Below are 12,804 nucleotides of genomic sequence, written 5' to 3' on the forward strand. Positions count from 1 at the left end.
TTTCATTTTGGGGATTTGCATGTCACACTCGGTTGAAGAGCAAAAGCACATCGATTTTGTAAAATCACGTCTCGGCTATAAAGAGTTCGTCATCATGATTGCTGCGTTGATGGCTACCAATGCTTTCGCGATTGATATCATGCTGCCTGCTATGAGTGAGATTTCGCATAGTTTGAAGATGATCGGCGCAAATGACCAACATTACATTATCTTTTGTTATCTCGTCGGGTTCGGCCTGTCCCAACTTTTCTTTGGCCCTATCAGCGACCGGTACGGCCGCCGAAAGCCCATTATCGCTGGTTTGATTTTTTATTCGGTGGCGTCTGCCGCTTGTGCTTTTGCTCCAAGTTTTACTGGACTTCTGGTTTTACGTGCCATTCAGGGAATAGGCGCCGCTGCTACACGCGTGCTTACGGTTTCGATTGTGCGCGACATCTACGGTGGTCGTAAGATGGCCGAAGTCATGTCGATCGTTATGATGGTTTTTATGATCGTGCCTGTCATAGCACCCGCCACAGGACAAGCCATTATGGTATTTGAACATTGGCAGCTGATCTTTCTTTTCATGGCAGTAGCTGGCTTGATCATTGCGCTTTGGGTGTTTTTACGTTTGCCTGAAACCCTTTATGAGAAGCGGCCTTTAACATTTTCATCGGTCGGCAGAGGCCTATGGACTGTTGTATCCAATAAGGTGGCTTTGTGCTATACGCTTGCTTTCTCTGTTATTTTAGGTGGGCTTTTCGGGGCTTTGAACACCGCTCAACAAATCTATGATGGAATCTATGGTTTGGGCGTCTGGTTTCCTGCAGCCTTTGCAACAGTAGCTGCCTTTCAAGCTCTCTCTGCATTTCTGAATTCACGTTTTGTCGGCCGCTTCGGCATGCGAAGAATTTCGCATGGCTTGCTGCTGATGTTCTGCATATCGGCTTTGATCTGGTTTATATGGTCAGCGCTTGCAGGCGGAGTTATTCCTTTTTTCTGTTACATGGTCCTCTTCACCTTGATCATGTTTTCTTTCGGTGGCATGGGCGCAAACTTTAATGCACTTGCTATGGAGCCATTGGGCAAAGTTGCAGGAACAGCGTCGTCGGTCTTTGGTTTCATGCAAACGACAATTGGCGCAGGTCTCGGATTTCTGATTGGCCAGCAATTCGATGGCTCAACGACACCCATTGCGGCAGGTTTTTTCTTTTTAGGTTGTGGCGCAGTCATTCTTGTGTTGTTTGCCGAAAATGGTCGTTTGTTCCAACAAGTCAACCATTCCCAAACGATGACCGTGATCGACGAAAAAGGCAAATGATCATCGCGGAAATAAACAAAAGCTTCATATGGTCCGGCGGCACCATATGAAGTTCATAAACCGCCAAAATCAAACAGTTTTTTATCAAGTAGATGGCTCGGCCGCACATTGGTCAGGGCACGGATCATTGTGTCCTTACGTCCCGGCATTTTCCGTTCAATCTCACTCAACATCGCCTTCATCGCATTGCGCTGAAGCCCATCTTGGCTGCCACACAAGTTACACGGGATAATGGGAAATTGCATAGCTTGGGCAAATTTTTCCATGTCCTCCTCAGCTGCATAGACCAGCGGACGCAATACATGTAAATCACCTTCGTCGTTCAATAGTTTACCGGGCATACCTGCAAGACGCCCCCCATGAAACAAATTCATGAAGAACGTTTCAAGCACATCGTCGCGATGATGGCCAAGTACAAGCGCCGTGCACCCCTCTTCTCGCGCGATACGATAGAGATTTCCGCGGCGCAAACGGGAACATAGTGAGCAATAGGTTTGCGTTTCTGCTAATTTGTCAGTTACCACTGAATAGGTATCCTGATACTCAATCCGATAGGCTATATTGTTGCTTTCCAGAAAATCCGGCAAAATATGCTTTGGAAAACCCGGCTGACCTTGATCAAGATTACAGGCCAAAAGTTCTACAGGAAGCAAGCCACGCCATTTCAAGTCCAGTAATAACGCCAACAACCCATACGAATCCTTGCCGCCGGACAACGCAACCAGCCATTTTTCACCGGCATTAACCATCGAAAAGTCTTCTATAGCCTGTCGCATATGTCTTAAAACACGCTTTCTCAATTTGTTGAACTCAACCGTAGATGGCGCGTTTTGAAACATCGGATGGCAACCATCCAACTGCAACGCGGCATCATTTATATCACTGGTCATGTCCCGTTCCTTCAAGCATTAGACAAGAAAGCCTTAAAACAAAACAGGGAGCCAACGGCTCCCTGCTGAAAAGACATATATAACACGATTAACGTGAATAGAATTCGACAACTAGATTAGGTTCCATCTGAACTGCATACGGTACATCCGAAAATGCAGGAATGCGTGTATAAGTTGCCTTCAACTTGTTATGGTCGACATCGATGTATTCAGGAACATCGCGTTCTGCCAACTGAACAGCCTCAAGAACGAGGATCATCTGTTTTGATTTTTCACGAACCTCAATAACATCACCTGGCTTACAACGGTAAGACTGCACATTGGTACGACGGCCGTTAACATTGACGTGACCATGATTGATAAACTGACGGGCAGCAAAAATCGTGGGAACAAACTTGGCGCGATAAACCACTGCATCCAAACGGGACTCCAGCAAACCAATAAGGTTTTCACCGGTATCACCACGACGACGGGCAGCTTCTTCATAGGTTTTACGGAATTGTTTTTCCGAGATATCACCGTAAAAACCCTTCAACTTCTGCTTTGCACGAAGCTGAATACCAAAATCAGAAAGTTTACCCTTACGGCGCTGACCATGCTGACCTGGACCGTATTCACGACGGTTAACAGGAGACTTTGGACGGCCCCAGATATTTTCGCCCATACGGCGGTCAATTTTATATTTCGCAGATTCGCGCTTACTCATCGCATTTCCTTCAAACAAAAAACGAGGTTGAGCATTAAGAACAACCTCTAGGAAACGCGCCCTCCTCTGCCTTCATATTTGAAGACTGACAGGGCAATCAGCGCACGCTTTGCGAGACTGCCCACGGGACACGTTGGTTAATGCCGCTTTTAAATCAAAAACAACTGGGGTGCTTCTATGGGTATCTGGACTGGAAGTCAAGGCATCCAATCACATTTTAGGCCAAAACCATGAAGCAGACGTCTTGTTTCGTAGTCGGCGCGATGCGACGTGAAATACGCCATATCGACGAGATGATCCAAAGCGTTTTTATTTGTTTCGTCAGGCAACAGCGAGAGCGCCCGTTTGGCTATCGCCTCAGCTGGATCTATCCAGTCCACCGGCCACGGAGCACATTTACGAAACAGGTTTACGAGAAATGGATAATGCGTACATGCAAGCACAACAATATCCGTATGGCTCCCCTCTTTTTCCATGAAGCACGGTGCGATCTCCTGCGTCACTGCATCGCGATCTATCGGGCGTCGACGAAGATAATCTTCAGCAAAGCCTGCCAATTTGGCACTTCCAACCAAACGTACATGACATTGACTTGCAAATGACGAGATAAGCTCGTGCGTATAAGCCCTTTTCACCGTTCCCGGTGTCGCTAAAACGGAAATCAAACCAGATTGTGTTTGTTCTGCTGCGGGTTTTATCGCAGGAACTGTGCCCACAAACGGGATTGATGGAAAAATCTGACGTAATTCATTCAAAATAAGGGTGGATGCAGTATTGCAAGCAATCACGCAAAGAGCAGGATCGTATTGCGCCAAAAGTTTATGGAACAAGTCAATAATGTGGAGTTTGAGCTTATCTTCCTCCCAAGCACCGTAAGGAAAGGCCGCATCGTCAGCCACATAGATGAACTGCCGCTCGGGCATTATGATCCGCGCTTCCCGCAATACGGTCAAGCCGCCTATTCCGCTATCAAAAAAAAGAATGGGACGTTCACACATCGTTTTCCAATCCGTCTTCGTTGACGTCCACTCGTTTTATGCGTTTGCGCTCTTCAGGGGCTCCTGCGCCACGAGGAAGTTTTGGTGAAAAATGATCAAGCGATGATATAACCCCACGCAACAGCCGAACTTCAGCTTCTCCGAAATTCGCACGCGTTAACACGGATCGCAAATTACCAATCATCACGTCTTTACGTTCTTTGGGACGAAAATAACCGCGGATATCAAGCGCAGTCTCCAGTTGTTCGAAGAAACCGTGAAGAGTAGCTTTTCGAGCTGGTTCAATCTCTGGACCGCGGAATAGTGTTTCTGTGTTGTCGCTCAGCCCTGATTTCATCCATTCATATGACATTAGCAGTACGGCTTGCGCGATGTTAAGAGAAGCAAATGCAGGATTGACCGGAAAAGTTACAATTTCATCAGCGAGACTGATTTCTTCATTATTCAATCCCCATCTTTCGCGACCAAATAAAATTGCGGTATTTTGCGTCAATTCTTCGCGCCGACGTAAATCACCTGCTGCCTCAACGGCGCTCCTCACAGGTTTGAAGCAGTCACGCGCCCGTGCTGTAGTCGCAAAAACGTAATTAACGTCTTCAATCGCCTCTTTTAGGCTCGAAAACACTTTTGTGTTTGCAATAACATGGTCTGCTTTGCTCGCAGCCGCGATCGCCTTCTCGCTGGGAAATTCTTCGCGTGGATTAACGAGCCTCAAATTGAACAATCCGAAATTCGCCATTGCTCTAGCGACCATACCGATGTTTTCAGGCAGTTGCGGTTCAACCAAAATGATAATCGGTCCGCCCGTGATATTTTCGCGCTTTCTATCTGTTCCTGCCATACTGTCCACCAATTGTCATGATCGTCGTCTTTTAGCGTTTTAGGCGCGTTACCTCAACCACACAATCACCGGTTCTTTAAATGAACGCGAAATGGCCTTTTTCACGCCTAACTCAAGCCCATTTTTTATCTTCAATTGCAAAGATAGACATACCAGATCAAGCGAGGGCAGCATGATGAATATAGAGACCAGAACGACGATAACATTAATGGCAGCAGCGGTAATCGCAACCATGATGGTCTTATGTGCAAATATGACTATAAATGATTTAATATCGGCATTTTAAAGCATCAAAAATGGATGAATGTCGGCCTTTCAATCTTTGTTTGAAAGTTTTACCTAACGCCATTGAAAATGTTGAAAGATATCTGACCGATTGCAATACGCGTCATCAGAACTTATTATGTCTTGATGTTTTTTACACCGCCTTTAAGACCAGCCACACTTCTTCGTCGTTACAAGCGTTTTCTGGCAGATGTATCATTTGACGGCGAAACTACGACAACCGTATCGGTTCCCAATACGGGGTCGATGTTGGGTTTAACTACCCCTGGTTCGAAAGCTTGGCTATCTCACAGTGACAGTATCACGCGTAAATATGCTTACAGGCTAGAAATCGTCGAGGCCGATAACACTTTGGTCGGTGTCAACAGCAGCTTGCCGAATAGGTTGGCATTAGAGGCAATGCAAACCCATCTGCTCCCTGAATTCGCGAACTATCAACACATTCTTCCTGAACAACGCTATGGTGAGAAATCACGCATTGATTTCCTGCTGAAGGGCGACAATCTTCCAGATTGTTATCTGGAGGTGAAAAATGTCCATTTCATCCGGCTCAAGGATGTCGCCGAATTTCCAGATACGGTAACCGAACGCGGATCACGACATTTGGACGAATTGATAAAAGTCGTGCAATCAGGCAAACGAGCAGCTATGCTTTACCTGATTCAAAGGGGGGATTGTGAGGCATTCAGGATCTGTCGGGATCTCGATCCTGTTTATGGACATAAGTTCGATTTAGCCTTAAAAGCCGGGGTGGAAGCATACGCGGTTAAATGCATGATAAGCCCGGAAAGTATCATACCCGTTCAACGTATAAAGATAGAGAATATTTAGACAAATGGTCAATTACGTTAATTATAAAAATGCACCGATCAAATATGATGGTCAAATCCGTATTTTTGATGACGAGGCGTTTGCGGAAATGCGCAAAGTTTGTCTGATTGCAGCAGAATGTCTTGATGCTCTTGCCGATATTGTGAAGCCGGGCGTCACCACGCAGCAGATAGATGATTTTGTTTTTGCTTACGGCGCGGATCGCGGCGCATTACCGGCTGATTTGAACTATCGCGGCTACAGCCATTCATGTTGTACGTCCATCAATCACGTCGTCTGTCACGGCATACCCGATGATAAGCCGTTGCGGGAGGGAGAAATTGTCAATGTCGACGTAACATTCATTCTTAACGGTTGGCATGGTGATTCAAGCCGAATGTATCCGGTTGGACAAATCAAGCGCGCTTCGGAACGTCTGCTTGAGGTGACACATGAAAGCCTTATGCGTGGTATTGCTGCGGTAAGACCGGGTGCAACAACAGGCGATATCGGCGCGGCGATCCAGCGTTATGCCGAAGCAGAACGTTGTTCGGTCGTCCGCGATTTCTGTGGTCACGGTATTGGCCAGCTCTTTCACGACACTCCTAACATTTTGCACTATGGCAAAGCTGGTGAAGGACCGGAATTGCGCGAAGGTATGATTTTTACCATCGAACCTATGATTAATCTCGGTAAACCCGGTGTGAAGGTTCTTAGTGACGGATGGACAGCTGTCACGCGTGATCGGTCACTTACTGCACAATACGAGCATACGATAGGTGTTACAAAAGACGGGTGTGAGATCTTTACGCGGTCTCCAAAGAATATATTCTATCTTGCAAATGCGTCTTCCTAAGAGGAGCCTGCGCTACTATGGCAAAAAATCTGGATAAAAATGCCTTTGCCGAAAGTGGTGCATTTGCCTTGACATCTGGGTTGCCCAAACCAACGGAGAATCAAACAAAAAAGCCTAAAGAGCCTATGCTTAACAAAGGTCATAGGGAACGTTTGCGGCAGCGATATTTTGAGACGAATGGCAGCGGCTTTGCAGATTATGAATATTTGGAGCTTCTTCTATTTCGATCTATTCCGCGTGCAGATACAAAACCTTTGGCCAAGGCCTTAATCGCAAGATTTGGCAGCCTTGCCGACGTATTAGGGGCAGAACTGCATTTGTTGCTTGAAGTGCCGGGCTGCGGGCCTGCAGTTGCTGGAGATTTGAAGATCATTGCGGGAATTGGGGAGCGGCTTAACAGGTCCGAGTTACGCAAACGCGATATATTCTCATCGTGGGACAAAGTTCTGGCCTATTGTAAGGCTGCCATGGCGCACGAAACACGCGAGCAATTTCGGATATTGTTCCTTGATAAGAAAAATGGCCTGATTGCAGATGAAATCCAACAGGTGGGGACGGTAGATCATACACCCGTCTATCCTCGTGAAGTGGTACGCCGAGCATTGCAATTGTCGGCATCCGCACTCATTCTGGTGCACAACCATCCTTCTGGAGATCCTACACCTTCAAGAGAAGACATCGCAATGACTCACACTCTGAAGGACGTAGCAAACGCTTTAGGTATTGCAATTCATGATCATATCATCATAGCGCGCAATGGTTATACCAGCTTTCGCGCTATGAAACTCATATAAGATTTTGTCATCAACTCCTGCAGTCGACTTTATGAAAAACAGCAAAGATCGAAATAGCTTGATGCAAGGATGAATATTCAGTTGCAGTTGCAGTTTTTAGAATTTGCAGCGCTGCAAAACGGACGAGATGAATACAAAGCCAAGTGTTGGCGTTGTGATTTTTTTTCAAAACGACGTGACATTCGCGCGGCTTAAGCTTCTATTCGTCGAGATCAATATCCAAAATCGCCATTGAAAAATTATAAGAGAGCTCACCCTCATCTTCATCGCGATAGACAACACCTAGAAATTCGTCGCCCATATAAACCTCGGCAGAATCATCTTTCCGTGGTCTGGCTTTGACTTGCAGTGATTGATTTTGGAATGTGCGCTTGAAGTAGGAATCAAGCTTTTTAATTTCGTCAGGTTTCACTGCGATCTCCTGCATTTGTGAGTTCTTTATTACATAAGGGCAGATAAGGCACCCGCTTCTATCTGTAAAGAAGCTGATGAGGTTTTATTTTATTCTTCCAAACCCTGGTTCATGCTCAAAGCCGGCTCTTCGTCATGGGTTTCACCTATAATTTTCGCCGGTACACCAGCAACAGTGGCGTGGGCCGGAACCGGTTTCAATACCACAGAACATGCAGCAATTTTTGCGCATTCGCCTATTTCTATATTGCCAAGCACTTTTGCCCCTGCCCCGATCAGAACACCGTGGCGTATTTTCGGGTGCCTATCACCACATTCCTTACCAGTTCCACCAAGCGTCACATCTTGTAAAATCGATACATTATCACCAATAACAGCAGTCTCACCCACAACAAAACCAGTTGCGTGATCAAGGAAGATACCATTCCCAAATTTGGCTGCCGGATGAATATCGGTTTGAAAAACTGATGACGAACGCCCTTGTAAAAACAAGGCCAGGTCTTTCCTATCCTGAATCCATAAATTGTGCGCAAAACGGTGTGCTTGTATCGCAAGAAAACCTTTGAGATAAAGCACCGGTTCCATAAAGCGGTGACATGCAGGATCTCTATGATACACCGCCTGAATATCGGCGGCTATACTGTCTTCGAAGTGATCAATTTTTACCGTTTGGTCCAAGCAAATTTGAAAAAGGGTATCTTCGTTCAGTTCGCGTGTCCACAAACGGGCAGAGACTCTACCAGCGATCATATGTGAAAGACTGGTATGTTTCAAAATAGCATTATAAAAGAATGCTGCGAGCGCAGGATCAGCTTCGCCGGCTGCCAAAGCCTCTTGTCTTATCTCACTCCAAAGTAATTCGGGCTTACGATGGAGCGCTTCATATTCTGCGCGAGACAACATGGCTCATCCTTCCAGCCTTTGATATTATGATGCTCGTTATGACATAGGATGGCGGGAAAGAAAATCTATGACGCCTTTTTTATAGACAACATCGCCAACTGCCAGCATGTGATCGCGGTTAGGAATGACCAGCGTTTCGCCATGCGGTAGTAAAGCTGTCAGAGGCTCTGCTTCACCCGCTATTTCATCAAGAGATCCTACCGCTACAAGTGCAGGCTGCTTGATTGAATGAACCTCCGCAGCTGTTAACTCTTTTTTTGAGGTGATTACACAAGCCGCCAACGCTTCCCTATCACTGTTTGTGCGATCAGCAAATTTTCTAAACATAAGACCGCGGGCATTGGTTATGCTTGCAATATCATCCGCCAGGAGAGCCTCCGCAACCGGTTCCCAGTTGCCTGCACCGGTGACCATTCCGATTCCCAAACCGCCAAAGATGACGCTGTTGACGAAGGTAGGATAAAGCATGCACATGAATGCGCTGATACGTGCCCCCATGGAATATCCCATGACGTGTGCTTTTTCGATTCCCAGATGCTGGAGCAGTGCTGCCGCGTCACCTGCCATTACTTCCGGCGTATAAACTGCCGGATCGTGGCTTTTTTCCGAGTCACCATGACCGCGGTTATCTATAGCGATCACCCGATAGCCAGCTTCGTTTAAAACTCTAAACCACCCTGGAGCATACCAATTGACCCGTGCAGATGAGCCAAATCCATGTATGAGTAATATGGGTTGTCCCTGCCCCTCTTGCCGAAAGGCAAGGCGAAATCCATCATGTTCAAAAAATTCTACGTCTTCAGCGCTCATTTCTGGTCTACCTTGCAAGCACCGCAAATTGCAGGATGAATGACACGTTGCCCGGGCGCAATATGCTTTTGAGCAACTTCACCACTATTCAGCTCTATCGTAAACGAAGCGGGCATACGTGACGACACAATTTTGGTTGAAAATGGCGTCGTATTTTCGGCGACTGAAACGATGACACCCGTGTCATCAATGAAAACCATATCGAGCGAGAGCGGTGTATTCGCCATCCACATGGTGACAATGCGTTGATCGGAGAATTTGAATAGCATAGCTCTATCGCGTGGAAAATCTGTCCGATACATTAAACCGGCTGCGGTTTGTTCCGGTTGAAAGGCAATCTCTACATCATAGACAGCTTTTCCATCCGCCGTTTCAATTACGAGAGGTGTTGCATCGACAGGTATATGCATGGCCTGCTGTGCAAACGCCGAGACCATTCCTAAATAAAGATACAGCAAAAAACCAACGATTAGCCTATGCATTTCAGACCCTTAAAAATTATGCGATCTGCTTATCATCCCCATTCAATGCCAAAACCATGGCATTTCTTGTACGAAAAAGCTGTATGTGTAACTAAATAGGTCGAGATCGCTAATGTGTTGGAAATGGCGTGGCAATATCCGGATGCACCTCCGCCGCCATTAAACCTTTTCCACCCGTTCCGTAACGCACCAAAACAACCTGTCCAGGGCGCAACTCGGCCAACCCAAAGCGACGCAAGGTTTCCATATGAATGAAAATATCCTCTGTCCCCTCGCCGCGTGTGAGAAAGCCAAATCCCTTATCACGATTGAACCACTTGACAATTGCGCGCTCAAGTCCGCTTTCCGGCGTCACGACAACATGTGTCCGCGCCGGTAGTTCTGATGGATGAATTGCAGTTGAAAGGTCTATAGATTTGACTTGAATACACTGCAGACCGCGGTCTCCCTGCTTGACGATGCAAACGATGCGGGCACCCTCAAGCGCAGTTTGAAAACCATCTCTGCGCATAATGGTCACATGCAATAAAATATCGGGAAGAGCGCCAATATCGGGAACAATAAAGCCATAACCCTTACTGACATCGAACCATTTAATGCTTCCGCTGATCTCAATAACATCGGCAGCACTGTCAGAACTATCCTGAGACAGAAGGTAGTCTTCTGATGTTTCCTTGCTCGTCATAATCCGTTTGGTCCTGTCAACATGATCAAATCAACAATGATTCTCTTCTCGCAAGTAAACATTGCTCCGTCGTACGGGCGCAAGTACCCATATGAGATTTCCCCATCTTGTCTATGTCGACAGCCACAATTGGGGGTGTTTGGCATGTGTATTAGCAGTGGATACCGCTTTTAAATACGTTTAAAAAAGGCTAAATTCTGTCCACGAATGAATGAAAGAGGCTCAATATGCGTTACTTACACACGATGGTTCGCGTCAAAGATCTACAGCAATCCATGGATTTTTATTGCAAAGTGTTTGGATTGATCGAAACCCGCAGGATCGAAAATGAACAAGGGCGTTTTACGCTTGTTTATCTGGCTGCCCCGCAAGATCTGAAAAACGCCGAAGCGCATCACGCTCCAGAGTTAGAACTGACCTATAATTGGGAAACAGAGGAATACACTGGCGGACGCAATTTCGGACATCTGGCTTATGAAGTCGATAATATCTATGAGACATGTGAGCATTTGGTGGCTCAAGGCGTTGTCATCAATCGCCCACCGCGTGACGGACATATGGCCTTTATCAAATCTCCAGACGGTATTTCCATTGAATTACTGCAGAAGGGTGACCGGTTAGCTGTTAAGGAACCTTGGGCATCTATGCCGAATATTGGAAATTGGTGAAAAAACGGGAAAATCGGTAAATTAGTCCACGTCGGAGGGGCGACGTAGCTTGTATGCCGTTTTGGAACACGTTAATAAAATGTAAAGACGGCATTTTCTGCACCGTAAAATGGAGAGGGATAACAAAATGGCTTTCAGGAAAATTTTATCTACTGCACTAGCGGCACTTGCGATGACCGCAAGCGCTTATGCTGCTGACCCAATCAAAATTGGCGTCTATCTGCCGTTGACCGGTCAAAATGCTTTTGGAGGGCAATTGGAACTCGAAGGTGTTCAGCTAGCCCACAAGAAAATGCCGGAAGTTCTTGGCCGAAAGGTGGAGCTTGTTATCGTTGATAACAAATCGGATAAGGTAGAGGCAGCCAATGCCGTCATGCGCTTGACCGCTTCTGATAAAGTTCAGGGTATCATTGGTACTTACGGATCGTCGCTGGCATTGGCGGGAGGCGAGGTTTCGGAGCAAGCGAAAACACCTGCTATTGCAACATCTGCAACCAATCCTTTGGTAACACAGGGTAAAAAATATTACTTCCGTGCCTGTTTCATTGATCCTTATCAGGGTGCTGGGGCCGCAACATACGCGATTAAGAATCTGAACGCGAAAAAAGCGGCCATCCTCAAGGATGTTTCCAACGACTATGCTATCGGTTTGGCCAATTACTTCAATAGCTCGTTTACCAAACAAGGTGGTGAAGTTGTCGCCAATCTCAATTATAATTCAGGTGATCAGGATTTTTCAGCCGCACTGACGCAGATAATTTCGCAGCAACCTGACGTGCTTTTCATCCCTGCGTATTTTGCCGAAGGTGCAATCATCATGAAGCAAGCCCGTGAACTCGGAGCCACTTTCCGAATTATGGGTGGTGATGCAATGGATAATCCGGAAACAGTTACAATTGGTGGTAAAGCTGCTGAAGGTTTCCTGCACACAACATTCCCTTATGACGAAAACATGCCGAATATGCCCAAGGCTGCTCAAGATTTCACCACCGAGTGGAAAGCAACCTATCCTAATAAGGAGCCGAACGTTAATGCCGTACTTGGATATACTTCGTACATGATGTTCATGCAGGCCATACAAAATGCCGGTAGTGATGATCGCGAGGCTATCACGGCCGAGCTTGCAAAATTAAAAGATTTCCAGACACCTTTTGGTGGGATGACAATGGATCAAAACCACAATCCTGAAATTCCGATTGGTGTGATTGAAATCAAAGACGGCAAACGTGTCTATATGGGTGAAGTAACACCCGCACTGTAATACCATGTTTTGGCAAGGTTGAAGGTCCGGTTGATGTGGAAACATCAGCCGGACCATATTGATTGTGTGTGGCCTAAAGGTTCAAGCCAATCTGAATGAAGGAA

The 12,804-nt window shown here is 46.4% G+C and carries 16 protein-coding genes; 6 read left to right on the top strand and 10 right to left on the bottom strand.

Annotated features, from left to right (window positions below; genetic code table 11):
- Positions 1 to 19 precede the first annotated feature (19 nt).
- On the top strand, positions 20 to 1,300 hold the full coding sequence (locus ACYSNS_RS08925) for a multidrug effflux MFS transporter (protein WP_461722786.1): 1,281 nt from the start codon (positions 20 to 22) through the stop codon (positions 1,298 to 1,300).
- 53 nt (positions 1,301 to 1,353) lie between these two features.
- Here ACYSNS_RS08925 and ttcA read toward each other — a convergent pair whose 3' ends face one another.
- From ttcA to ACYSNS_RS08950, 5 genes are all read right to left on the bottom strand, one after another.
- Positions 1,354 to 2,190 (bottom strand): tRNA 2-thiocytidine(32) synthetase TtcA, encoded by an 837-nt coding sequence (ttcA, locus tag ACYSNS_RS08930; RefSeq protein WP_461722787.1) that lies wholly within the window; start codon positions 2,188 to 2,190, stop codon positions 1,354 to 1,356.
- Between the two features lie 88 nt (positions 2,191 to 2,278).
- On the bottom strand, positions 2,279 to 2,896 hold the full coding sequence (gene rpsD, locus ACYSNS_RS08935; RefSeq protein ID WP_461722788.1) for a 30S ribosomal protein S4: 618 nt from the start codon (positions 2,894 to 2,896) through the stop codon (positions 2,279 to 2,281).
- 197 nt (positions 2,897 to 3,093) lie between these two features.
- Positions 3,094 to 3,894, bottom strand: coding sequence for a glutamate racemase (gene murI, locus ACYSNS_RS08940; RefSeq protein ID WP_461722789.1), 801 nt, complete (start codon positions 3,892 to 3,894; stop codon positions 3,094 to 3,096).
- Positions 3,887 to 4,735, bottom strand: a complete 849-nt coding sequence (locus ACYSNS_RS08945) for an RNA methyltransferase (protein ID WP_461722790.1) — start codon at positions 4,733 to 4,735, stop codon at positions 3,887 to 3,889. The genes murI and ACYSNS_RS08945 overlap by 8 nt, the downstream gene beginning before the upstream one ends.
- A 48-nt stretch (positions 4,736 to 4,783) precedes the next feature.
- Positions 4,784 to 4,969, bottom strand: coding sequence for a hypothetical protein (locus tag ACYSNS_RS08950; protein ID WP_461722791.1), 186 nt, complete (start codon positions 4,967 to 4,969; stop codon positions 4,784 to 4,786).
- A gap of 177 nt (positions 4,970 to 5,146) precedes the next feature.
- Here ACYSNS_RS08950 and sfsA point away from each other — a divergent pair, with 177 nt between their 5' ends.
- Genes sfsA through radC form a run of 3 tightly spaced genes read left to right on the top strand, consistent with a single transcriptional unit; the run spans position 5,147 to position 7,480 of the window.
- Entirely contained in the window at positions 5,147 to 5,851 is a 705-nt protein-coding gene (gene sfsA, locus ACYSNS_RS08955; protein WP_461722858.1) for a DNA/RNA nuclease SfsA, read from the top strand.
- Between the two features lie 4 nt (positions 5,852 to 5,855).
- Entirely contained in the window at positions 5,856 to 6,686 is an 831-nt protein-coding gene (gene map, locus ACYSNS_RS08960; protein WP_461722792.1) for a type I methionyl aminopeptidase, read from the top strand.
- Positions 6,687 to 6,703: 17 nt separating this feature from the next.
- Entirely contained in the window at positions 6,704 to 7,480 is a 777-nt protein-coding gene (radC, locus tag ACYSNS_RS08965; RefSeq protein ID WP_461722793.1) for a RadC family protein, read from the top strand.
- A 199-nt stretch (positions 7,481 to 7,679) separates the two neighbouring features.
- Here the strand turns inward: radC and ACYSNS_RS08970 are convergent, their stop codons facing one another.
- The 5 genes from ACYSNS_RS08970 to ACYSNS_RS08990 all read right to left on the bottom strand — a co-directional run bounded on the left by ACYSNS_RS08970 (position 7,680) and on the right by ACYSNS_RS08990 (position 10,771).
- The gene (locus tag ACYSNS_RS08970; protein WP_461722794.1) at positions 7,680 to 7,892 is read right to left on the bottom strand and encodes a DUF3126 family protein; all 213 of its coding nucleotides are present in this window, start codon (positions 7,890 to 7,892) and stop codon (positions 7,680 to 7,682) included.
- An 89-nt stretch (positions 7,893 to 7,981) separates the two neighbouring features.
- Positions 7,982 to 8,794 carry a serine O-acetyltransferase gene (cysE, locus tag ACYSNS_RS08975; RefSeq protein WP_461722795.1) on the bottom strand — a complete coding sequence of 271 codons (813 nt, stop codon included), beginning with the start codon at positions 8,792 to 8,794 and terminating at the stop codon, positions 7,982 to 7,984.
- Between the two features lie 36 nt (positions 8,795 to 8,830).
- Complete coding sequence (locus ACYSNS_RS08980) at positions 8,831 to 9,604, bottom strand: alpha/beta fold hydrolase (protein ID WP_461722796.1); 774 nt, start codon at positions 9,602 to 9,604, stop codon at positions 8,831 to 8,833.
- Positions 9,601 to 10,086 (bottom strand): DUF192 domain-containing protein, encoded by a 486-nt coding sequence (locus ACYSNS_RS08985; RefSeq protein ID WP_461722797.1) that lies wholly within the window; start codon positions 10,084 to 10,086, stop codon positions 9,601 to 9,603. Before ACYSNS_RS08985 ends, ACYSNS_RS08980 begins: the two co-directional genes overlap by 4 nt.
- 109 nt (positions 10,087 to 10,195) lie before the next feature.
- A complete protein-coding gene (locus tag ACYSNS_RS08990; RefSeq protein ID WP_461722798.1) occupies positions 10,196 to 10,771 on the bottom strand; it encodes a cold-shock protein in 576 nt (191 codons plus the stop codon).
- Between the two features lie 227 nt (positions 10,772 to 10,998).
- On the opposite strand from ACYSNS_RS08990, the gene gloA reads away from it, so the two are divergent.
- Together gloA and ACYSNS_RS09000 are read left to right on the top strand one after the other, a co-directional pair.
- Positions 10,999 to 11,439 (top strand): lactoylglutathione lyase, encoded by a 441-nt coding sequence (gene gloA / locus ACYSNS_RS08995; protein ID WP_461722799.1) that lies wholly within the window; start codon positions 10,999 to 11,001, stop codon positions 11,437 to 11,439.
- Positions 11,440 to 11,566: 127 nt separating this feature from the next.
- A complete protein-coding gene (locus tag ACYSNS_RS09000; protein WP_461722800.1) occupies positions 11,567 to 12,700 on the top strand; it encodes an ABC transporter substrate-binding protein in 1,134 nt (377 codons plus the stop codon).
- Positions 12,701 to 12,804 lie beyond the last annotated feature (104 nt).

Source organism: Bartonella sp. LJL80, from assembly GCF_054871565.1.

Excerpts from the sequence above, each read along its gene's own strand:
- ACYSNS_RS08925 (WP_461722786.1), top strand. The coding sequence starts at position 20 with ATGTCACACTCGGTTGAAGAGCAAAAGCACATCGATTTTGTAAAATCA.
- ttcA (WP_461722787.1), bottom strand. The coding sequence starts at position 2,190 with ATGACCAGTGATATAAATGATGCCGCGTTGCAGTTGGATGGTTGCCAT.
- rpsD (WP_461722788.1), bottom strand. The coding sequence starts at position 2,896 with ATGAGTAAGCGCGAATCTGCGAAATATAAAATTGACCGCCGTATGGGC.
- murI (WP_461722789.1), bottom strand. The coding sequence starts at position 3,894 with ATGTGTGAACGTCCCATTCTTTTTTTTGATAGCGGAATAGGCGGCTTG.
- ACYSNS_RS08945 (WP_461722790.1), bottom strand. The coding sequence starts at position 4,735 with ATGGCAGGAACAGATAGAAAGCGCGAAAATATCACGGGCGGACCGATT.
- ACYSNS_RS08950 (WP_461722791.1), bottom strand. The coding sequence starts at position 4,969 with ATGGTTGCGATTACCGCTGCTGCCATTAATGTTATCGTCGTTCTGGTC.
- sfsA (WP_461722858.1), top strand. The coding sequence starts at position 5,147 with ATGTTTTTTACACCGCCTTTAAGACCAGCCACACTTCTTCGTCGTTAC.
- map (WP_461722792.1), top strand. The coding sequence starts at position 5,856 with ATGGTCAATTACGTTAATTATAAAAATGCACCGATCAAATATGATGGT.
- radC (WP_461722793.1), top strand. The coding sequence starts at position 6,704 with ATGGCAAAAAATCTGGATAAAAATGCCTTTGCCGAAAGTGGTGCATTT.
- cysE (WP_461722795.1), bottom strand. The coding sequence starts at position 8,794 with ATGTTGTCTCGCGCAGAATATGAAGCGCTCCATCGTAAGCCCGAATTA.
- ACYSNS_RS08980 (WP_461722796.1), bottom strand. The coding sequence starts at position 9,604 with ATGAGCGCTGAAGACGTAGAATTTTTTGAACATGATGGATTTCGCCTT.
- ACYSNS_RS08985 (WP_461722797.1), bottom strand. The coding sequence starts at position 10,086 with ATGCATAGGCTAATCGTTGGTTTTTTGCTGTATCTTTATTTAGGAATG.
- ACYSNS_RS08990 (WP_461722798.1), bottom strand. The coding sequence starts at position 10,771 with ATGACGAGCAAGGAAACATCAGAAGACTACCTTCTGTCTCAGGATAGT.
- gloA (WP_461722799.1), top strand. The coding sequence starts at position 10,999 with ATGCGTTACTTACACACGATGGTTCGCGTCAAAGATCTACAGCAATCC.
- ACYSNS_RS09000 (WP_461722800.1), top strand. The coding sequence starts at position 11,567 with ATGGCTTTCAGGAAAATTTTATCTACTGCACTAGCGGCACTTGCGATG.